Below are 19626 nucleotides of genomic sequence, written 5' to 3' on the forward strand. Positions count from 1 at the left end.
ATCCCTCGCCTCTCCTCCATCCCCCCCCCCCCCCCCCCCCCCCCCCCCCCCCCCCCCCCCCCCCCCCCCCCCCCCCCCCCCCCCCCCCCCCCCCCCCCCCCCCCCCCGAGGCCGCGCGGGCCAGGGCCAGTGTGTGCGTACCGGAGTCGCCGGTCACGACGGTCGGCACGGCCGACCCCCGGTACGGCGAACTGGTCGCCAGGGGATTCAACGCCCGCTTCACCGGGGCGCCGGACCTCGTGCACGTGGTCCACACGCCCAAGCAGATCGACCAGGTCGTCACGGACGCCGTGGCGGCCGGGAAGCGGATCGCGGTCCGCAGCGGCGGGCACTGCTTCGAGAACTTCGCCGACCACCGCGACGTCCGGGTGCTCATCGACACCTCGCCCATGCGCGCGGTCTACTTCGACAAGGAGCACCGGGCGTTCGCCGTGCAGCCCGCCGCCACCCTGGGCGAGGTCTACCGCACGCTGTTCTACGACCACGGCGTCACCCTGCCCGCCGGGGTCTGCCCCCAGGTCGGGGCCGGCGGGCATGTCGCCGGCGGCGGATACGGCCCGCTGACCCGTCGTGACGGCACCGTCGTCGACCATCTGTACGGCGTCGAGGTCGTGGTGGTGGACGCCAACGGCAAGGCCCGCACCCTCACCGCCACCCGCGAGCGGGACGACCCCCACCACGACCTGTGGTGGGCGCACACCGGGGGCGGCGGCGGCAACTTCGGCATCGTCACCCGCTATCTGTTCCGTACGCCCGGGGCCTCGGGCGACGACCCCTCGGCCCTGCTGCCCAAGCCGCCCACCCGGCTCCGCTCCACCTATGTGACCTGGTCCTGGGCCGATCTCGACCTGGCCAAGTTCACCCGGCTCGTCACCAACTTCAGCAAGTGGTACGAGCAGAACCACGCCGACGCCCGGTACGGCAGCCTCTACAGCACCCTGCACCTCAACACGCACGCGATCGGCTCGATCTCCCTGGACATCCGCTTCGACGGCGGCCGCGCCGACGCCGCCGACCTGATCGAGCGGTACGTCACGGCCGTCAACGCGGGCACCGGACTGGAGCCGGCCGTCGAGCACACCGACGACCTCTGGCTCCAGGCCACCCTCGGCGCGCGCTTCGACACCGGCGGGTACGACCGGCACAAGTCGAAGAGCGCCTACCTCAGGCGGGCCTGGACGCCCGAGCGCATCAAGACCGTCCACAAGCATCTGACCGACCCCGCGTTCGAGGGCTGGGGCGCCGTCGACCTCTACTCGTACGGGGGGAAGGTCAACACCGTGGCGCCCGGGGCCACCGCCGTGCCCCAGCGGGACTCGATCCTCAAGGCGTGGTTCTCCGCGACCTGGATGGATCCGGGCCTCGACGACGTGCACCTGAACTGGATCCGCGAGCTGTACCGGGACGTGTTCCGCGACACCGGCGGCGTTCCCGTGCCGAACGACGACCACGACGGCTGCTACATCAACTATCCCGACACCGACCTGGCCGATCCGCGCTGGAACACCTCGGACGTGCCCTGGCACACCCTCTACTACAAGGACGGATACCGCCGCCTGCAGAAGGTCAAGGCGAAGTACGACCCCCGCGGCGTCTTCCAGCACCCGCTCTCCGTCCGGCTTCCCTGATCCCTCTCCTGATTCCCGGCTGAAAGGAAACCGTCACCGTGCGACCCGGCCGAGCCCTCGGTACACAGATCACCCTGGGAGGCGACCTCACCGTGGGCCGGCTCGGCTTCGGGGCGCTCCGCCTCACGGGCCCCCACCACTGGGGCCCGCCCACCCGGCCGGACAAGGCCGCCGAGGTGGCGCGGTGCGCGGTGGAACTCGGCGCGACGTTCATCGACACCGCCGACGTCTACGGGCTCGGCGCCAGTGAGGAGTTGCTCGCGTCGGCGCTCCACCCCTACGCGCCGGGCCTGGTCGTCTCCACCAAGGCGGGTGAGGTCCGGCCGAGTCCCCACCAGTGGCGGGTGCTGGGCCGGCCCGACTACCTCCGCCAGCAGGCCGAGTTGAGCCTGCGGCGACTACGGCTGGAGCGGATCGAGCTCTTCCAGCTGCACCGGGTCGATCCCCAGGTGCCGCTGGAGGACCAGGTCGGGGCGCTCAAGCAGCTCCAGGACGAGGGGAAGATCCGCCACATCGGGCTCTCCGAGGTGACGGTGGAGCAGATCGAGCAGGCCCGCGGCGTGGCCCGCGTCGTGAGCGTGCAGAACAAGTACAACCTCTACGACCGGCGCTACGAGAAGGAGCTGGAGCACTGTGAGCGCGAGGGCATCGCCTTCATCGCCTGGAAACCCCTCGCCGGTACGGCCCGGCCGGCCCCCGGCAGCGCGCTCGCCCGGGTGGCAGCGCAGACAGGCGCGACAACGACCCAGGTAGCCCTCGCCTGGCTCCTCCACCGCTCCCCGTCCCTGCTCCCCATCCCGGGCACGGCCTCCCTGTCCCATCTGCGGGCCAACATGGCGGCCGCGGAACTCGCCCTCGACGACGAGCAGCTGACCCTGCTCGACGGGGAATGAGCAGCCGGGGAACGAACGGGCCGGAGGCTGCCGCCCCCGGCCCGCCCCTGCTCCGGCGTTGTCGCCCGGCGCGGTCAAACGCTCAGTTCGTTCGCCACCGCCATCACGTACTCGCCGTATCCCGAGCGGGACAGTTTCGCTCCGAGGCGGTGGCAGGCGTCGGCGTCGATGAAGCCCATGCGGAGGGCGACTTCTTCGAGGCAGGCGATGCGTACGCCCTGCCGGTCCTCCAGGGTCTGGACGTACTGGCCGGCTTGGAGGAGGGACTGCGGGGTGCCGGCGTCGAGCCAGGCGAATCCGCGGCCGAACGTGACGAGTTTGGCCCGGCCCTGTTCGAGATAGATCCGGTTGACGTCGGTGATTTCCAGTTCGCCGCGGGCCGAAGGGCGTATTCGGTGGGCGATCTCCACGACGTCGTTGTCGTAGAGATAGAGGCCGGTGATGGCGAGATTCGAGCGGGGCTTTTCGGGCTTCTCCTCCAGGGAGACGAGCCGGCCTGATTCGTCGACCTCGCCCACGCCGTAGCGCTCGGGATCCGTGACCGGATATCCGAAGAGGACACAGCCGTCGAGGTCCCGGGAGTGTACGTCCAGGAGGTCGTAGAAACCGTTTCCGTGGAAGATGTTGTCGCCCAGGACGAGGGCGACCGAGTCGTCGCCGATGTGGTCCGCCCCGGTGATGAACGCCTGTGCCAGCCCGTTGGGAACGGGCTGTTCGGCGTAGGTCAGGGAGATCCCCAAGTGGCTGCCGTCACCCAGCAGTTGTCGCAGCTGAGGGATGTCGCCGGGCAGGGCGATGATGAGGATGTCCCGGACGTCGGCCAGCATCAGTGCCGACAGAGGGTAGTAGATCAACGGCTTGTCGTTGACGGGAAGCAACTGCTTCGAAACAGCCAGGGTGATCGGGTGTAAACGGCTGCCGTAGCCGCCTGCCAGCACAATTCCTTTCACTGGCTCCTCCTTAGTCTGGGCATTCTCAGCGACAGTAGGCCGGAAGTCTCCCGGCAGACAACAATCGCCCCGCCGATATCGACCGCGATACGAGGTGAGGAGTTCATGGTCACCTTCTGTTCAAGTTCGCTCGATCGGTTCTCGAGTCTGTTCCTTCCAAACCTGCATAGGGTGCACTTCATGGCTGTTGTTGATCCGCAAGGGGAGGAAGAACTGTCGTGGCGGCACTGACGAGCGAGAAACTCTTTGCCATCCTGCGTGAGTGCGCGGGGGAAGAGGAGTCCGTAACCAGCGCGGAAAACGCAGTTGACATGGAATTCACAGACCTCGGGTACGATTCGCTGGCCCTTCTGGAGACCGCGGCCCGGGTCTCGCGCGAGTACGACGTGGAGATCCCCGAAGAGGATCTTTCCGAGGTGACGACCCCCGCCGGGTTTCTGGCCGTCGTGAATACGCTGCTGAAGGTGGCTTGATTCCTCCGGCGGCACCTCGCACCCGGGTCGTCTTGTTGATTGCGCAACCGGTTTGTTGCTCGCGCAACGAAATTCCCGGCGCTGACAGCGCTTTCCTTTCTGGCGACGCCATGTCCTCCCTGTGGGGAACTTGTGAATCGCCTGAGGCGTTGATGCTCGGTAGACCAGTAGCTTTCTGCGATCTATGGGGGAACGTCGTGAAGCTGGGTGTTTTAGGCCCACTTTCCGTGCAGGTCGAGGGTGATCTGCACACTCCGAGCGCACCAAAGATGAGAAGCGTTCTGGCCACATTGCTGGTGCACGCCGACCAGGTGGTACCCGTGTCGTCACTGATACGCGAACTCTGGGACGAGGAGCCTCCGGTCAGCTGCCTGACCACGCTGCAGACCTACATCCTCAACCTGCGCAAGTTGCTGGCGTCCGCGACGGGAATGACCGCCCGTCAGGTCGCCTCCGAGATCCTCGTGACCCGGTCCGGCGGTTATCTCTTCCGGACCACCCAGGGGGATCTGGACGTCCACCGGTTCCATCAGCTCGTCTCGGACGGACGCCGGGCGCTGTCGTCGGGGGACGACAGCACCGCACTGTCCACCCTCTCCAGCGCGCTGCAGCTGTGGCGCGGACCCGCCCTCGTGGACGTCGTCGCCGGCCGGATCCTCGAAGGGCGGCGCCAGCAGTTCGAGGAGTCCCGGCTGGTCGTCCTGGAGTACCTCGTCGACACCCAGCTGCGGCTCGGCATGTACCGCGAGGTGCTCACCGAGCTCGCCGCCCTGACGGCCGACAACCCGTACCACGAGGGCCTGCACGCCCAGTACATGCGGGCCCTCTACCTCAACGGCCGGCGGGCGCAGGCACTGGAGCTCTTCCAGCGCCTGCGGGTCAACCTGGTGAACCATCTCGGTCTCGAACCCGGTCCGATGGCCCAGGAACTGCACCGTTCCATCCTCAACGCGGAGTCGATCGACGCGCAGGGCAACCTCCGCAGGCCCACCGGGGACATCGTGCGCATGTCGTCCTCCGGCGCGGTGCGCGTCTACTGACACCACGTGGAGCCCTGTCCGAGGGGCGGACGGGGCTCCACGTGCTCCGTGGGGCCGCTCAGTCCGGGACCGACGCGCTGACGAACCGGACCGGGGTGGGCAGATGGAGCGGGCCCTCGCCGCGCAGCCGGTCCAGCTCGGTGGTCAGGCGGTTGCGCAACTGCCGGTTCTCGTACTCCGGGAGGTGTTGCCAGAGCAAGCGCATTCCCTGTGTGTGGGACCAGTCGACCCAGGTTTCGCCGTCCGGCGCGCGCAGATCGATGTGCTCGTCGGCGATCTCCACGTCCGTGAATCCGGCGTCGATCATCGTCCGGGTCAGGTCCCCGGTGTCCTGAAGCCAGCTGTTGAACCGCCGCTTCAGCGCGTCCGGCCGCCAGTCGGCCGGCAGGTTGCGCAGCAGGCGCTCGGGGATCAGTTCCGTGAACACGGGCGGCAGGAAGGGAAACGTGTCCTCCGTGAAGACCGGGCTGGTGAACGCGATCCGGCCACCCGGCCGCAGCAGGGCCGCGTACCGGGGGAGCGCGGCCGGGGCGTCGGGCAGGAAGATCAGGCTGTAGCTTCCGGTCACCACGTCGAAGGAGGCGGGCGGGAAGTCCGGGTGCTCGCCGTCCATGACCCGGACCTCCACGTGCCGGTTGCCGAGCGCGGCGGCCTGCCGGCGGGCCTCCTCGACCATGGCCGGCGCGATGTCGATTCCGAGCACATGGCCGGACGGGCCCACCCTTTCCGCCGCCACGAACAGGGACGCGCCCCGGCCGCATCCCACATCGAGAACGCGCTGCCCGGGCCGCGGATCGGCCCTTTCCACCAGTCGCCGGCCCATCGGTGTGAAGAATTCGACGCCCAACTGGTCATAAGTAGCCGCGGCATTGTTGAACGCCTCGGTGACCGTTGATTTGTACTTCGTCTTGTCCATGGGTCCTCCGGGTGACGAAAGCCGACCCGACCACCCTGACCCGTCCCTCTGAAATGTGGGTCGGAAGGCGCTCGGTGGCCGCTCGAAACCGGCTTGTCAACGGGTCGAGCCGGTGCGGAAAAGGATTGTTGCGAAGGGGTGCGGAAGTCAGGATGAACTCATCGACGACCGACAAGGAGTGCCGACCGTGAGCGATCGCATCGACATTGTTCGCCGCATGGTGAACAGCTACAACACCGGAAAGACGGACGACGTAGCCGAGTTCATCCACGAGGAGTACCTCAATCCCGGCGCCCTGGAACACATGCCGGAACTGCGCGGCCCCGAGTCGTTCGCACTCGCGGTGAAGTGGCTGAAGCTCACTTTCTCCGAGGACGCGCATCTGGAGGAGATCGGCTACGAGGAGAAGGGCAGCTGGGTGCGGGCGAAACTCGCCCTGTACGGACGTCAGGTGGGCGAACTCGTGGGAATGCCCGCCACCGGGCGCAAGTTCTCCGGCGAGCAGATCCACCTCATCCGGATCGTCGACGGAAAGATCCGCGACCACCGCGACTGGCCCGACTATCTCGGCACCTACCGCCAGCTCGGCGAGCCCTGGCCCACCGAGGAGGGCTGGCGCCCCTGAGCAGCGCCTCCGTTCCGGCACACCGACGCCCAAGGGAAGGAACACGGTGAGCTCCTCCTCACCCGGGGAACCCCTGGAACCGACCGACCAGGACCTCGACGTACTCCTGAAGAACCTCGGCAACCTGGTGACCCCGATGGCCCTGAGGGTTGCCGCGACGCTCCGCCTGGTCGATCACCTCCTGGCCGGAGCCGACACCCTCGCCGGCCTCGCCGACCGCACCGGCGCCCACCCCCAGGCGCTCTCCCGCCTGGTCAGGCACCTGACCGTCGTCGGCGTCCTGGAGGGCGGAGAGAAGCCGGACCAGCCGCTGCGCCCCACCCGGCTCGGGATGCTCCTCGCCGAGGGCCACCCGGCCCAGCAGCGGGCCTGGCTGGACCTGAACGGGGCCGTCTCGCACGCCGACCTGGCCTTCACCGGGCTCCTCGACGTGGTCCGCACCGGCCGCCCCGCCTACGCCGGGCGGTACGGGCGGCCCTTCTGGGAGGACCTCTCGGCCGACGTGACGCTGGCCGACTCCTTCGACGCGCTGATGTCCTGCGACGAGGACCTGGCCTACGAGGCCCCGGCCGACGCGTACGACTGGTCGGCGGTGCGGCACGTCCTCGACGTGGGCGGCGGCAACGGCGGCATGCTCGCGGCGATCGCCCTGCGGGCCCCGCACCTGCGGGGCACCCTGGTCGAACTGGCCGGTCCCGCCGAGCGCGCCCGGCGCAGGTTCGCGGACGCCTCGCTGGACGGCCGGGTCACGGTCGCGGAGGGCGACTTCTTCAAGCCGCTGCCCGTCACCGCCGACGTCGTCCTGCTGTCGTTCGTCCTGCTCAACTGGTCCGACGAGGACGCCCTGACGATCCTGCGCGGCTGCGTCAGGGCGCTGGAACCGGGCGGGAAGCTCCTGGTCCTCGACCGTGCCGACGTCGAGGGGGACGGCGCCGACCGGTTCTTCAGCACGCTGCTCGACCTGCGGATGCTGACGTTCATGGGCGGACGGGTGCGCACCCGGGACGAGGTCGTGGCCCTGGCCGGATCGGCCGGTCTCGCCCTGGCCTCGGAGCGCACGAGCGGCTCCACGACCCTCCCGTTCGACTTCTCGATCCTCGAGTTCACCGCTGCCGCCGAGGAAGCGGCCCCGGCCCTCCCAGCACAGGAGTAGACACATGTCCGAACGCATCGTGCCGAGCGGGGACGTCGAGCTGTGGAGCGACGACTTCGGTGACCCGGCGGACCCCGCGCTGCTGCTCGTCATGGGCGGCAACCTCTCCGCCCTCGGCTGGCCCGACGAGTTCGCCCGGCGGCTCGCCGACGGCGGCCTCCACGTCATCCGCTACGACCATCGCGACACCGGCCGCTCCACCACCCGCGACTTCGCCGAGCACCCCTACGGCTTCGGCGAACTGGCCGCCGACGCGGTCGCCGTCCTCGACGGCTGGGGCGTCGACCGGGCCCATGTCGTCGGCCTGTCGATGGGGGCCACCATCACCCAGGTCATCGCGCTCGACCACCACGAGCGGCTGAGCAGCCTGACCATGATGCTCGGCGGCGGCCTCGACATCGACTTCGACGCCAACATCGAGCGCGTGATGCGCGGCGAACCCACCCTGGACGGCCTGCCCGGGCCCCAGCAGCCGTTCCTGGACGCGCTCGCCCTGATGAACCAGCCGGCCGAGGGCCGGACCGCCGAGGTGGCCAAGCGCGTGAGCAAGTGGCGCATCCTCTCGGGCACGGGCGTGCCGTTCGACGACGCCGAGTACGCGCGGTGGGAGGAACGGGCGATCGACCACGCCGGGGGCGCCCTCGCCGAGCCGTACGCGCACTACTCGCTGACCCTGCCGCCGCCGGCCCGGGCCGCCGAGCTGCGCGACGTCACCGTGCCGACCCTGGTCATCCAGGCCGAGCACGACCCGATCGCCCCCGCGCCGCACGGCAAGCACCTCGCCGGGCTCATCCCCACCGCACGCCTCGCGGAGATCCCGGGCATGGGGCACGCCCTGCCGTCCTCGGTGCACGGGCCGCTCGCCGAGGTCATCCTCGCCCACACCCGCTCGGCGGCCTGACCGTGGCGGACGAGCAGCGCGCGGGAGAGACGATGTACGGGGCGGACCTCGCCCGGGTCTACGACCTGGTGCACCGGGAGCGGGGCAAGGACTACCGCGCCGAGACCGAGGCGGTCGCCGCCGCGGCCCGGCGGAGCAGGTCGGGCGCCGGGCGGCTGCTCGATGTCGCGTGCGGCACCGGAGGGCATCTGCGGCACTTCGCCGGTCTCTTCGACCACGTCGAGGGGCTGGAGCTGTCCGCGCCGATGGCGGAGGAGGCGCGGGCCGCGCTGCCCGGGGTGACCGTGCACGCGGGCGACATGCGCGACTTCCGCCTCGGCACCACCTTCGACGTCGTGACCTGCATGTTCGGCTCCATCGGCTACATGACGTCGGTCGCCGAACTCGGCCGGTCGCTGGGCGCGTTCGCCCGGCATCTGGAGCCGGGCGGCGTGGCCGTGGTCGACCCGTGGTGGTTCTACGAGACGTTCGCCGACGGCCACGTCTCCGCCGACATCGTGACCGTCGACGGCGTCACCGTCTCCCGGGTCTCGCACTCCGCCCGCCGGGGCCGTACCTCGCACATGAACGTGCACTTCGTGGTCGCCGAACCCGGCGCCGGCGCCCAGCACTTCGTCGACACCCACGTCATCTCCCTGTTCAGCCGCGCCGAGTACGAACAGGCCTTCCGGGAGGCCGGCTTCACGGTCGAGTACCTGCCCGAGGCGCCGTCGGGCCGCGGCCTGTTCGTCGGCGTCCGGGCGTGAACCGAGCGACGGGAACCCGCAAGAAACGACGAGAGAGGTATGGCATGAACGACCACGAGGTCGATGTTCTGGTGGTGGGTGCGGGCCTCGGGGGCCTGTCGACGGCGATGTTCCTCGCCCGGCAGGGCGTCCGTGTGCTCGTGGTGGAGCGCAGGCCGGGCCTCTCGCCCTATCCGCGGGCCGCCGGGCAGAACCCGCGCACCATGGAACTGCTGCGCATCGGAGGCGTCGCGGACGAGGTGGTCCGGGCCGACGACATCCGCGGCACCCAGGGCGACTTCGTCATCCGGCTCGCCCAGAGCGTGCGCGGCGAGATCCTGCGGACCGTCTCGGAGAGCTTCGACGACATGGTCGCCGCCACCGAGCCGTGCACACCGGCCGGCTGGGCGATGCTGTCCCAGGACAAGCTGGAGCCGATCCTGCTCGCGCAGGCGAGGAAGCATGGCGGGTCCATCCGTTTCGACACGCGGCTGCTGTCGTTCCGCCAGTCCGACGACGGCGCCGGTGCCGGCGTCACGGCCCGGCTTGAGGGGCCGGACGGCGAGTACGACCTGCGCGCCGGGTATCTCGTGGGCGCCGACGGCAACCGCAGCCTGGTGCGGGAATCGCTGGGCATCGGGCGGTACGGGCACGGCACGCTGACCCACATGGTCGGGGTCATCTTCGACGCGGACCTCTCCGGGATCATGGAGCCGGGCACGACCGGCTGGTACTACCTCCACCACCCGGAGTTCACGGGCACGTTCGGGCCGACGGACCGGCCCGACCGGCACACCCTGTTCGTCGAGTACGACCCCGACCAGGGCGAGCGTCCCGAGGACTTCACCCCGGAGCGCTGCGTCGAACTCATCGGCCTCGCCCTGGACGCCCCCGAGGTGAAGCCCGAGCTCGTCGACATCCAGGGCTGGGAGATGGCGGCCCGGATCGCCGAACGCTGGCGCGAGGGGCGGGTGTTCCTGGTCGGTGACGCGGCGAAGGTCACCCCGCCGACCGGGGGCATGAGCGGCAACGCGGCCGTCGCCGACGGGTTCGACCTGGCCTGGAAGCTGGCGGCGGTGCTGCAGGGGCAGGCCGGGGCGGGGCTGCTCGGTACGTACGAGGACGAGCGCAAGGTCGCCGCGGAGCTGGTCGTGGCCGAGGCGCTGGCGATCTACGCGCAGCGGATGGCGCCGCACATGGCGGAGGTGTGGGACAAGTCGGTGGGGTACCCCGAGACGCTGCTCGGGTTCCGCTACCGGTCATCGGCGGTGCTGGCCACGGACGACGATCCGGCGCGGGTGGAGAATCCGCTGACGCCGAGTGGTCGTCCGGGCTTCCGGGGGCCGCATGTCCTGGTGTCGCGGCACGGGGAGCGGCTCTCGACGGTTGATCTGTTCGGCGACGGGTGGACGCTGCTGGCCGGTGAGCTGGGGTCGGACTGGGTCGCGGCGGCGGAGGCGGTCTCGGTGGAACTGGGGGTGCCGGTGAGGGCGTACCGGGTCGGGGCGGGGCTGACTGATCCCGAGAGTGCGGTGTCCGAGCGGTATGGCATCGGCAAGGCCGGGGCGAGTCTGGTCCGGCCGGACGGGATCGTGGCTTGGCGTACGGATGAGGCGGCGGCCGACGCGGTCGAGATGCTGGGCGGGGTGTTGCGTAGGGTTCTCGACCGCTGAGGGAATGGCTTCGCGCCCCGCCGGAGGGATTGGCGGGGCGCGGTGTCGTTGGCGGGTGCGGGCGGGTGGGGGTTGTTCGCGCAGTTCCCCGCGCCCCTAAAGAGCCTGGGCCAGGTTCGCCTTGGGGTCGCCGGTGAGTTTGGCTGCTCGGCGGACTCGGTCGAGGAGGAGGGCCTGGCGTTGGATCGCCGACGTGTCGGCCAAGGGGCCGGTGCCCGTGAGGGCCGCGCGGACGAAGGCGTCCATCGCGTTGAAGACCTGGTTGTCCTCGGGCAGCGAGCGCTCCGTCACCACGTCCTGCTGCTCGATCCTGACCACCGGCTTCAGCTGCTCCGGCGGGGTGAAGGCGCGCCGGACACTCACCCGGCCCCGGTTGCCCCACAGCGCGTAGGTCGAGCGGTAGGAGTGCTCGAAGCCGAAGTCCAGCTGGGCCGTCACGCCCCGGTCGTCGCTCAGCAGCACACTGCCCGCCACATCGGCCCCGGTCGCCTCGTCGACGCGCAGACACGCCCCGAGGACGTCGAGTTCCCCGGTGAGGTACAGCTGGGCGGCCCGCAGGGGATACACCCCGACGTCGAGCAACGCGCCCCCGCCCAGGGCCGGCTGGTACCGGAACGAGTCCGGAGCCAGCGGCGGCACCGCGAACGACCCCGAGAACAGCCGCAGTTCCCCCACGGACTCGTCCAGCATCGCGCGTACCGCCGCGTGCTGGGAATGATGCAGGAACATGAAGTTCTCGGCGAGCACGAGTCCGAGTTCCGACGCGGTCGACATCAGCTCGAGAGTTTTCTCGTACGTGTCCGACATCGGTTTCTCGACCAGTACATGCTTTCCCGAACGCAAAGCCCGTAGCGCCCACTCGTGATGCATGCCGGGCGGCAGCGGAATATAGACGGCGTCGAGATCGTTCCGCTCGACGAGTGCCGCGTAATCCCCCACGCCGGCGCAGCCGAAAGCGGCCCCCACTCGCTCGGCCCGGTCCTTGTCCCGACTGGCCACCGCGACGAGGTCGACGTGGTCATGCGCGGCGAGCACGGGCATGATCCGGCGAATCGCGATGTTCGCCGTGCCGATCACGCCCATGCGGAGCGCCCGTTGCTGACGGTGCTCTGGCATAGGGATCCTCATCACCTTGCGGGAGTCCAGTGGGTTCCCCACCGTACGGCCGGGAGATCAAGCACTGCTTGAGGAACGGTGGATACGGAAAACGGCAGTTCGAGCAGTTCGAGTGTTCTTCTAATTCGGCCCCGTACCTTGCCGAGGTAATCGGATGACGGAGGTGGCGGGGTGACGGCGGCGACGAATGCCCTGGGGCGCGAACTGCAACTCGTCCACGCGGCACAGTGGCTCTACGCGATCAACGCGGAGCCGTTCGTACCGGGGGCGGGTGACCCGTATGCCCGGCTGGTACGGGGATTCGAGATCGGCGAGAACGGCACGGACGGCACGGACGACGCGGGCGGAACGCTCGCGTCGATCGTGGAGCGGGGGCCGGTGTGGCGCAGCCGGCTCGACACCTGGGTCGTCACCGGCCCCGCGGCGGTGCGGGAGTTGTCCGCCGGCGCGGAACCCGCGGTGTCCGCCGCGGTGCCGCAGGCGGAGGCCTGGCTGCCCGCCCCGGAGCGGCAGCGCACGACGGGACTCGCCCGGGACCTGGCGCGGCGGGGCGGAACGAGGGTCGTGGGGAGGCTGGCCGGATCGCTGCGGGAGCGGGCCGGTGAGGCCGCGGAGCGGCTCGGCCCGGGCCCGGTCGACCTGGTGGCGGACTTCGCCGAGCCGCTGACCGCGGCCGCGTACGCCGTGGTCCTGGACGTCCCCGAGGAGCGGCGCGCGGCGTTCGCCGCCGACCTCGCCGCGGCGGCCCCGGCCGTGGACGCGCTGCTCTGCCCGCAGACGCTGGACACGACGCGGCGTCTGGCGGCGGGCGTACGCGGACTGCGGGAACTCTTCGCCGGGCGCGCCCACGCCGAGGCGGACCTGGTCCTCGCGGTGGCCGGGGCCCGGGCCGCGGCGGACCTGCTCGGCGACGCGCTGCGCAGGCTCCTCGACCGGCCGGGGGAGTGGGCGCTGCTGCGCTCGGACCCCGCGCACGCGGCCCGCCTGGTCGCGGAGGTCCTGCACCAGCGGCCGCCGTGGCGGGCCTGCCCCCTGGTGGCCCTCGCCCCGGCGGAGGTGGCCGGCACCCGCATCGAAGCGGGCGACACCGTCACCGCCGTCACGACCACCATCGCCGTACCGGCCGGAGCCGTCGGAACCAGCGGCACTGCCGGGACCGGCGGCACTGCCGGCATCAGCGGCCCTGCCGGGACCGGCGGCGCCACCGGCAGCACGGAGGCCGCCGGGGCCGTCGGCCCCACCGCGACCGGTGCGATCACCGCGCCCGGCGACACCACCAAGGCCCCCGGCGTCCCCGCCGCCCTTCCCGTGGCCGCCTGCGCCACCCTGCTCCCCGTCGCGCGGGCGCTTGCCGAGCACGGGCTGGGGGCGCTGGCCGCGCGGTTCGTGGTGGTGCGGGCGGGGGGTGAGGCGGTGTGGGGGCGGCGGGCGCCCCTGACCCGGCGCCTGGTCAGGCTGCCGGCACGACTCGGCGAGGAGGAGACGCGATGAGGGTTCTGTTCACCTCACTGGCCCACCACACCCACTACTACCCGCTCGTACCGCTCGCGTGGGCGCTGCGCACCGCGGGCCACGAGGTGCGGATCGCCAGCCAGCCCGAGCTGACGGACGTCATCACGGGCACGGGGCTGACCGCCGTCCCCGTGGAGTGGTCGCTCGGCGCCCTGGAGGACCTCGGGCTGCTCGGCAAGCTCCACGACGAGGCCTCGGCCCACGTGCAGGGCTTCGACTACGCCGCCCGGGGCGAACACCCCTGGGACTATGAGCAGTTGCTGGCACTGGAGAACATCATGGTGCCCACGCTCTACGGCGCGCTCAACAACGACACCATGGTCGACGCCCTCGTGGACTTCGCCCGCTCCTGGCAGCCCGACCTCGTCGTCTGGGAGACCTTCACCTTGGCCGGGGCCATCGCGGCCCGGGTGACTGGCGCGGCGCACTGCCGGCTGGTCTCGGGCCCGGACATCAGCGTGCGGGCCCGCAAGGAGTTCCTGCGACTGGCCGCCGAGCAGGAGCCGGAGCACCGTGAGGATCCGACCGCCGAGTGGCTGGAGCGCACGCTGCGGCGGCTGGGATCCGACGCCGGGTTCGACGAGGACATGGTCACCGGGCAGTGGACGGTCAACACCACACCGCCCAGCACGCAGCTCGACCTGAAGCTGCCGACCGTCCAGGTGCGGCACGTGCCGTACAACGGCCCCGCGGTGGTGCCGGACTGGCTGCGGGCCGACCCCGGGCGCAGCCGCGTCTGTGTGACGCTCGGCTCCTCGGCCTCCGACGTCGGCGTCGACATGGCCGACCTCCTGGCCCATCTCGCGGAGCTGGACGCGGAGATCGTCGCGACCGTCGACGAGGCGACCCGGGAGGCGGCCAAGGACCTGCCGGACAACGTACGCCTGGTCGACTTCGTCCCGCTCAACGACCTGCTGCCCACGTGCGACGCGATCGTGCACCACGGCGGGGTCGGCACCAAGGCGACGGCCGAACTGCACGCCGTGCCCCAGCTGATCCTGGCCTTCGGCTGGGACACCGAGGTGATGGGGCGCGGTCTTGAGGACATCGGCGCCGGCCTGTGCGTGCCGAGCGCCGACCTGCTTCCGGACGTCCTGCGCAAGCAGGTCCAGCGGCTGGTCGGCGAGCCGTCGTTCGCGCGTGGCGCCCGCCGGCTCCAGGAGGAACTGCTCGCGGTGCCCAGTCCCAACGAGGTCGTTCCGGTGCTGGAACGGCTGGTCGCCGAGCACGGCACGCACGGCTCAGTCCACGACCGAGGGTGAGGGATCCAGACGTGACGGACACCAAAGCGCTGGTGCTGGAACTGGCGCGCAAATACCACAAGGAACAGGAACCGCGCGGATTCGAACCCGGGGTCACACCGATCCTGTCCTCGGGCGCGGTCCTCGACGAGGAGGACCGGGGCGCACTCGTGGAGGCGGCCCTGGAGATGCGGATCGCCGCCGGGGTACGCACCCGTAAGTTCGAGAGCGAGTTCGCGCGCTACTTCCGGCTGCGCAAGGCCCACATGGTGAACTCGGGCTCGTCGGCGAACCTGCTGGCCGTCAGCGCGCTCACCTCGCCGAAGCTGAAGGAGCTGCGGCTGCGCCCCGGCGACGAGGCCATCACGGTCGGCGCCGGGTTCCCCACGACCATCAACCCGCTCGTCCAGAACGGCCTGACACCGGTCTTCGTGGACGTGGAACTGGGCACCTACAACGCGTCCCTGGCCCAGATCGAGGCGGCGATCTCCCCGCGCACCAGGCTCATCATGATCGCGCACGCCCTGGGCAACCCGTTCCCCGTCGCCGAGGTGGCGGAACTGGCCCGCAAGCACGACCTGTTCTTCGTCGAGGACAACTGCGACGCCGTCGGCTCCACCTACGGGGGCAGGCTCACCGGCACCTTCGGCGACCTGTCGACGGTGAGCTTCTACCCCGCCCACCACATCACCGCCGGCGAGGGCGGCTGCGTCCTCACCGCGAGTCTGGAACTGGCCCGGATCGTCGAGTCGATGCGCGACTGGGGCCGGGACTGCTGGTGCGAACCGGGCACGGACAACACCTGCCTGAAGCGGTTCGACTACCAGATGGGCACCCTCCCGGCCGGCTACGACCACAAGTACATCTTCTCCCACGTCGGCTACAACCTGAAGGCCACCGACCTCCAAGGAGCCCTGGCTCTAAGCCAGTTGAAGAAGGTCGACGACTTCGGCGCGGCCCGCCGGCACAACTGGCAGCGGCTGCGCGACGGCCTGGCCGACGTGCCCGGACTGCTGCTGCCGCGGGCCACCCCCGGCAGCGACCCCAGCTGGTTCGGCTTCGCACTGACCGTGCTGCCCGACGCGGGCTTCACCCGCAGGGACCTCGTCGACTTCCTGGAGGGCCGCAGGATCGGCACCCGCCGGCTGTTCGGCGGGAACATCACCCGCCATCCCGCCTACCAGGACGTGCGCTACCGGATCGTGGACGAGCTGGTCAACTGCGACACCGTCACGGAGGACACCTTCTGGATCGGCGTCTATCCGGGGCTCACCAAAGAAATGCTCGACTACGTCGTCGAGTCCATCACCGAGTTCTGCACGCGAAAGGGCTGATCCGACGATGTCCACCATGGCCACACCCACCAGCCGGGTCGCCGTCGTCACCGGTGCCACCAGCGGGATCGGCCTCGCCGTCGCCCGGTCCCTGGCCGCCGTCGGCCACCGCGTCTTCCTCTGCGCCCGGGACGCCGACCGGCTCGCGCTCACGGTCAAGGAGCTGCGCGCCGAGGGCCACGACGTGGACGGCGCCGCCTGCGACGTACGAGAAGTGGCGCAGATCGAGGCGCTGATGTCCGCCGCGGTCGAGCGCTACGGGCCCGTCGAGGTGCTCGTCAACAACGCCGGCCGCAGCGGCGGCGGCCCCACGCACACCATCGCCGACGAGCTGTGGGACGACGTGATGGCCACCAACCTGGACAGCGTCTTCCGCGTCACCCGCGCCGCCCTGACCACCGGCCGGATGCGGGAGGGGAGCTGGGGCCGGGTCGTCAGCATCGCCTCCACCGGCGGCAAGCAGGGCGTGGTGCTGGGCGCCCCCTACTCCGCCTCCAAGCACGGGGTCGTCGGCTTCACCAAGGCCCTCGGACTGGAGCTGGCCAAGTCCGGGATCACCGTCAACGCGGTGTGCCCCGGCTATGTGGAGACGCCCATGGCGGTGCGGGTCAGGCAGGGCTACGCCGCCGCCTGGGAGACCACCGAGGAGGAGGTGCTCGACCGGTTCCAGGCCAAGATCCCGCTCGGCCGCTACACCACGCCCGACGAGGTGGCGGGCATGGTCGGCTATCTGCTGACCGACGCGGCCTCGTCCGTCACCGCGCAGGCGATCAACGTCTGCGGCGGGCTGGGAAACTACTGAGGAGAGCCATGTCGGACGAGACCACGCACACCACCGTCCACGAGATCGAGGTGCGGGCCCCGGCCGGGGCCGTGTTCGACCTGGTCGCCGAGGCCTCCCGCTGGCCGGTGCACTTCCCGCCGAGCGTGCACGTCGAGCGCCTGGAGGGCGACGACCGGCAGGAGCGGCTGAGGATCTGGGCGACGGCCAACGACGAGGTCAAGTGCTGGACCTCGCGCCGCGAACTGGACCGTGCCGGATTACGGGTGACGTTCCGGCAGGAGGAGTCGCGGGCACCGGTGAAGAGCATGAGCGGCGAGTGGCTGCTCGAGCCCCTCGGTGATCAGGGGACCCGGGTGCGGTTCACCCACGCCTTCACCGCCGTCGACGACGCCCCCGAGCACGTCGAGTGGATCCGCCGGGCCATCGACACCAACACCGCGTCCGAACTGGAGGCCCTGCGCCGGGGCGTGGAGGACGCGGACCCGGAGCTCACCTTCACGTTCGACGACAGCGTGCGCGTCGACGGCTCGGCGAAGGACGCGTACGAGTTCATCCGGGCGGCCGACCGCTGGACGGAGCGGTTGCCGCACGTCGCCCGGGTCGTCCTCACCGAGGACACCCCGAACGAGCAGATCCTGGAGATGGACACGCGCACCGCCGACGGCGCGACCCACACCACCCGTTCCGTGCGCGTCTGCTTCCCGGCCGAGCGGATCGTCTACAAGCAGATCCAGACCCCCGCGCTGATGGCCGCCCACACCGGTGAGTGGATCTTCGAGGAGGACGACAAGGGCTGCACCGTCACCTCCCGGCACACCGTGCGGATCGCGCCGGACGCCGTGACGAGTGTCCTCGGTCCGCAGGCGGACGTGGCCGCCGCCCGCACCATGATCCGGGACGCCCTCGGCCGCAACAGCCTCACCACACTGCGGTGCGCGGCCGACCACGCCGAACGGCTGCGCGGCACCGAGCCGGTCCCCGCCGAGACGTATGTCGCCGTGCAGCAGTTCTACGCCCGGCAGATGCGGCTCCTCGACGAGCGGCGGGCCGAGGCGTGGGCCCGGACGTTCACCGAGGACGGCGTCTTCGCGCAGAACATCGCCCCCGAGCCCCTGCGCGGCCGGGACGCCGTCGCCGCCGCCGTACGCCGCAACCTGGAGCGCACGGCGGACACCCCGGAGCAGCGGCGGCACGTCTTCTCCATGCTCACGGTCCTGCCCGGCCCCGACGGCTCCCTGACCACCCGCTGCTACGCCCAGGTCCTGGTCACCCCGCCCGGAGGCCCGGCCAGGCTCCACCTGAGCGCGGTGTGCGAGGACGAACTGGTACCGCACGGCGACGGTTGGCTGGTCCGCCACCGCAGGGTCGAGCACGACGGCGTCTGAGCGCCCGCGCCGAGGGGCGCGCACACCGACGGGCCGCACCGGCGAACGGTGCGGCCCGAACGTGTCGTACGGCCTGAGCGGTCAGGTCAGGGAGAGACCACCGTCGACCGGGACGACCGCGCCTGTCATGTAGCGGCCCTCGGGGTCGGCCAGCGTGGTGATCCACCAGGCCACGTCCTCGGGACTGGCGACGCGCCCGAGCGGGATCCGTTCGGCGAGCTGGCCGAGGAACCCCTGGTACTGCTCGGCGGACATGCCGACGCGCTCGCCGATGCCGGTGTCGGTCACACCCGGGGCGACCGACACCACCCGGATACCGCGCGGGGCCAGCTCGACGGCCCAGGTGCGGGTGAAGTGGTTCAGCGCCGCCTTCGTACCCCAGTAGACCGAGTTGTCGGGGAACCCCTGGATGCCCAGCGAGCCGGCCGAGCTGACGTTGACGATGGTGCCGCCGGTCGCCTCCAGGGCCTCCAGCGCGGCCTGTGCGACGAAGGCCGGGGCGATCAGGTTGACGGCGACCTGCCGCTCGGTCGCGGCCCGGTCGAGTTTGGCGAGCGGCGCGAACGAGCCCGTCCCGGCGTTGTTGACCAGCACGTCCAGCCGCCCGAACGCCCGCAGCGCGGCCTCCACCACCGTCTCGCCGGCCCCCGGCTCGGTGATGTCCGCGACCAGGGTGCGGATGCCCTCGTGGCCCTCGGCCGTCTCGTCGAGGGCGGCGGCGGTGCGGCCCACGACCAGGACACGGTCTCCCCGCTCCGCGAAGCGGCGGGCCGTCGCACGGCCGATTCCGGTGCCCCCACCAGTGATGATCACAGTCCTAGGAGTCATGCCGGGACGCTACGGGCGAGGGCTCGAAGCCGGGTCGAGGTCAGAGCGCCGGCCGGTCGTCCCGGGTGATGTGCTGCTCCGCCACGAGCAGTTCGCCGTCCCGCCGGACCAGCCGGTCGCGCATCACGCACGACAGCTCCAGGCGCGGTGCGCCGCCCCGCGGGGTCGCGAGGATCTGCACGTACGAGACCGCCTCGATCCCGGCGCCGGTGCTCCGGGCGGTCGTCATCGTCACCCAGTGGCGGTGCGTCTCCCCGGCCGCGGCCCGCCCCTCGACCGCCGCCCGCGCACCGGCGGCGATGCCGTCCCGGCCCCGGACCGGCTCCGTCATCGACGGGGCCAGGAAGGTGGCTTCGGAGGTGAAGGTGCCTGCCCACGCCTCCGCCTCGCCACCGTCGAGCAACTGCATGTGGCGGGCGTAGAACTGCTCGATGTCCGTGCTGTTCATG

The 19626-nt window shown here is 70.9% G+C and carries 19 protein-coding genes; 14 read left to right on the plus strand and 5 right to left on the minus strand.

Features of this window, described 5'->3' with window-relative positions; genetic code table 11:
* Window positions 1-131: 131 nt before the first annotated feature.
* Both ACZ6I3_RS25600 and ACZ6I3_RS25605 read left to right on the plus strand, forming a co-directional pair.
* Window positions 132-1628, plus strand: coding sequence for an FAD-binding oxidoreductase (locus ACZ6I3_RS25600; protein ID WP_469417678.1), 1497 nt, complete (start codon window positions 132-134; stop codon window positions 1626-1628).
* 38 nt (window positions 1629-1666) lie between these two features.
* Window positions 1667-2521: an aldo/keto reductase gene (locus ACZ6I3_RS25605; protein ID WP_469417680.1), complete on the plus strand. Its 855-nt coding sequence runs from the start codon at window positions 1667-1669 to the stop codon at window positions 2519-2521.
* A 74-nt stretch (window positions 2522-2595) separates the two neighbouring features.
* Here the strand turns inward: ACZ6I3_RS25605 and rfbA are convergent, their stop codons facing one another.
* On the minus strand, window positions 2596-3471 hold the full coding sequence (gene rfbA / locus ACZ6I3_RS25610; protein WP_469417682.1) for a glucose-1-phosphate thymidylyltransferase RfbA: 876 nt from the start codon (window positions 3469-3471) through the stop codon (window positions 2596-2598).
* A 218-nt stretch (window positions 3472-3689) separates the two neighbouring features.
* Here rfbA and ACZ6I3_RS25615 point away from each other — a divergent pair, with 218 nt between their 5' ends.
* Window positions 3690-3944, plus strand: a complete 255-nt coding sequence (locus ACZ6I3_RS25615; protein WP_031103832.1) for an acyl carrier protein — start codon at window positions 3690-3692, stop codon at window positions 3942-3944.
* A 152-nt stretch (window positions 3945-4096) separates the two neighbouring features.
* Window positions 4097-4984, plus strand: a complete 888-nt coding sequence (locus tag ACZ6I3_RS25620) for an AfsR/SARP family transcriptional regulator (protein ID WP_468192600.1) — start codon at window positions 4097-4099, stop codon at window positions 4982-4984.
* 58 nt (window positions 4985-5042) lie between these two features.
* On the opposite strand, the gene ACZ6I3_RS25625 is transcribed toward ACZ6I3_RS25620, so the two are convergent.
* Complete coding sequence (locus tag ACZ6I3_RS25625) at window positions 5043-5900, minus strand: class I SAM-dependent methyltransferase (RefSeq protein WP_469417683.1); 858 nt, start codon at window positions 5898-5900, stop codon at window positions 5043-5045.
* 187 nt (window positions 5901-6087) lie between these two features.
* On the opposite strand from ACZ6I3_RS25625, the gene ACZ6I3_RS25630 reads away from it, so the two are divergent.
* Genes ACZ6I3_RS25630 through rdmE form a run of 5 tightly spaced genes read left to right on the plus strand, consistent with a single transcriptional unit; the run spans window position 6088 to window position 10977 of the window.
* Window positions 6088-6525, plus strand: coding sequence for a SnoaL/DnrD family polyketide biosynthesis methyl ester cyclase (locus tag ACZ6I3_RS25630; RefSeq protein WP_469417685.1), 438 nt, complete (start codon window positions 6088-6090; stop codon window positions 6523-6525).
* Window positions 6526-6571: 46 nt separating this feature from the next.
* The gene (locus ACZ6I3_RS25635; protein WP_469417686.1) at window positions 6572-7678 is read left to right on the plus strand and encodes a methyltransferase; all 1107 of its coding nucleotides are present in this window, start codon (window positions 6572-6574) and stop codon (window positions 7676-7678) included.
* A gap of 4 nt (window positions 7679-7682) precedes the next feature.
* Window positions 7683-8579, plus strand: a complete 897-nt coding sequence (rdmC, locus tag ACZ6I3_RS25640) for an anthracycline biosynthesis tailoring methylesterase RdmC (RefSeq protein ID WP_469417688.1) — start codon at window positions 7683-7685, stop codon at window positions 8577-8579.
* A 32-nt stretch (window positions 8580-8611) separates the two neighbouring features.
* Window positions 8612-9325: a class I SAM-dependent methyltransferase gene (locus ACZ6I3_RS25645; RefSeq protein ID WP_469417836.1), complete on the plus strand. Its 714-nt coding sequence runs from the start codon at window positions 8612-8614 to the stop codon at window positions 9323-9325.
* Window positions 9326-9369: 44 nt separating this feature from the next.
* Complete coding sequence (rdmE, locus tag ACZ6I3_RS25650) at window positions 9370-10977, plus strand: aklavinone 12-hydroxylase RdmE (protein WP_469417689.1); 1608 nt, start codon at window positions 9370-9372, stop codon at window positions 10975-10977.
* Between the two features lie 96 nt (window positions 10978-11073).
* Here rdmE and ACZ6I3_RS25655 read toward each other — a convergent pair whose 3' ends face one another.
* Window positions 11074-12060: a Gfo/Idh/MocA family protein gene (locus ACZ6I3_RS25655; protein ID WP_469417837.1), complete on the minus strand. Its 987-nt coding sequence runs from the start codon at window positions 12058-12060 to the stop codon at window positions 11074-11076.
* 204 nt (window positions 12061-12264) lie between these two features.
* Between ACZ6I3_RS25655 and ACZ6I3_RS25660 the strand changes: the two genes are divergently transcribed.
* The 5 genes from ACZ6I3_RS25660 to ACZ6I3_RS25680 are packed head-to-tail and all read left to right on the plus strand — an operon-like array spanning window position 12265 to window position 18349.
* Complete coding sequence (locus ACZ6I3_RS25660; RefSeq protein WP_469417691.1) at window positions 12265-13584, plus strand: cytochrome P450 family protein; 1320 nt, start codon at window positions 12265-12267, stop codon at window positions 13582-13584.
* Complete coding sequence (locus tag ACZ6I3_RS25665) at window positions 13581-14867, plus strand: activator-dependent family glycosyltransferase (RefSeq protein WP_469417692.1); 1287 nt, start codon at window positions 13581-13583, stop codon at window positions 14865-14867. Before ACZ6I3_RS25660 ends, ACZ6I3_RS25665 begins: the two co-directional genes overlap by 4 nt.
* Before the next feature lie 11 nt (window positions 14868-14878).
* Window positions 14879-16180, plus strand: a complete 1302-nt coding sequence (gene rfbH, locus ACZ6I3_RS25670; RefSeq protein ID WP_399024643.1) for a lipopolysaccharide biosynthesis protein RfbH — start codon at window positions 14879-14881, stop codon at window positions 16178-16180.
* A gap of 16 nt (window positions 16181-16196) precedes the next feature.
* Complete coding sequence (locus ACZ6I3_RS25675; protein ID WP_469417693.1) at window positions 16197-16982, plus strand: SDR family NAD(P)-dependent oxidoreductase; 786 nt, start codon at window positions 16197-16199, stop codon at window positions 16980-16982.
* A gap of 8 nt (window positions 16983-16990) precedes the next feature.
* A complete protein-coding gene (locus ACZ6I3_RS25680; protein WP_469417695.1) occupies window positions 16991-18349 on the plus strand; it encodes a nuclear transport factor 2 family protein in 1359 nt (452 codons plus the stop codon).
* An 81-nt stretch (window positions 18350-18430) separates the two neighbouring features.
* Here ACZ6I3_RS25680 and ACZ6I3_RS25685 read toward each other — a convergent pair whose 3' ends face one another.
* Together ACZ6I3_RS25685 and ACZ6I3_RS25690 are read right to left on the minus strand one after the other, a co-directional pair.
* Window positions 18431-19162 carry an SDR family NAD(P)-dependent oxidoreductase gene (locus ACZ6I3_RS25685; RefSeq protein ID WP_469417838.1) on the minus strand — a complete coding sequence of 244 codons (732 nt, stop codon included), beginning with the start codon at window positions 19160-19162 and terminating at the stop codon, window positions 18431-18433.
* A 55-nt stretch (window positions 19163-19217) separates the two neighbouring features.
* The gene (locus tag ACZ6I3_RS25690) at window positions 19218-19625 is read right to left on the minus strand and encodes a nuclear transport factor 2 family protein (RefSeq protein WP_469417696.1); all 408 of its coding nucleotides are present in this window, start codon (window positions 19623-19625) and stop codon (window positions 19218-19220) included.
* Window position 19626 lies beyond the last annotated feature (1 nt).

It is taken from the genome of Streptomyces sp. NPDC041940, from assembly GCF_055589465.1.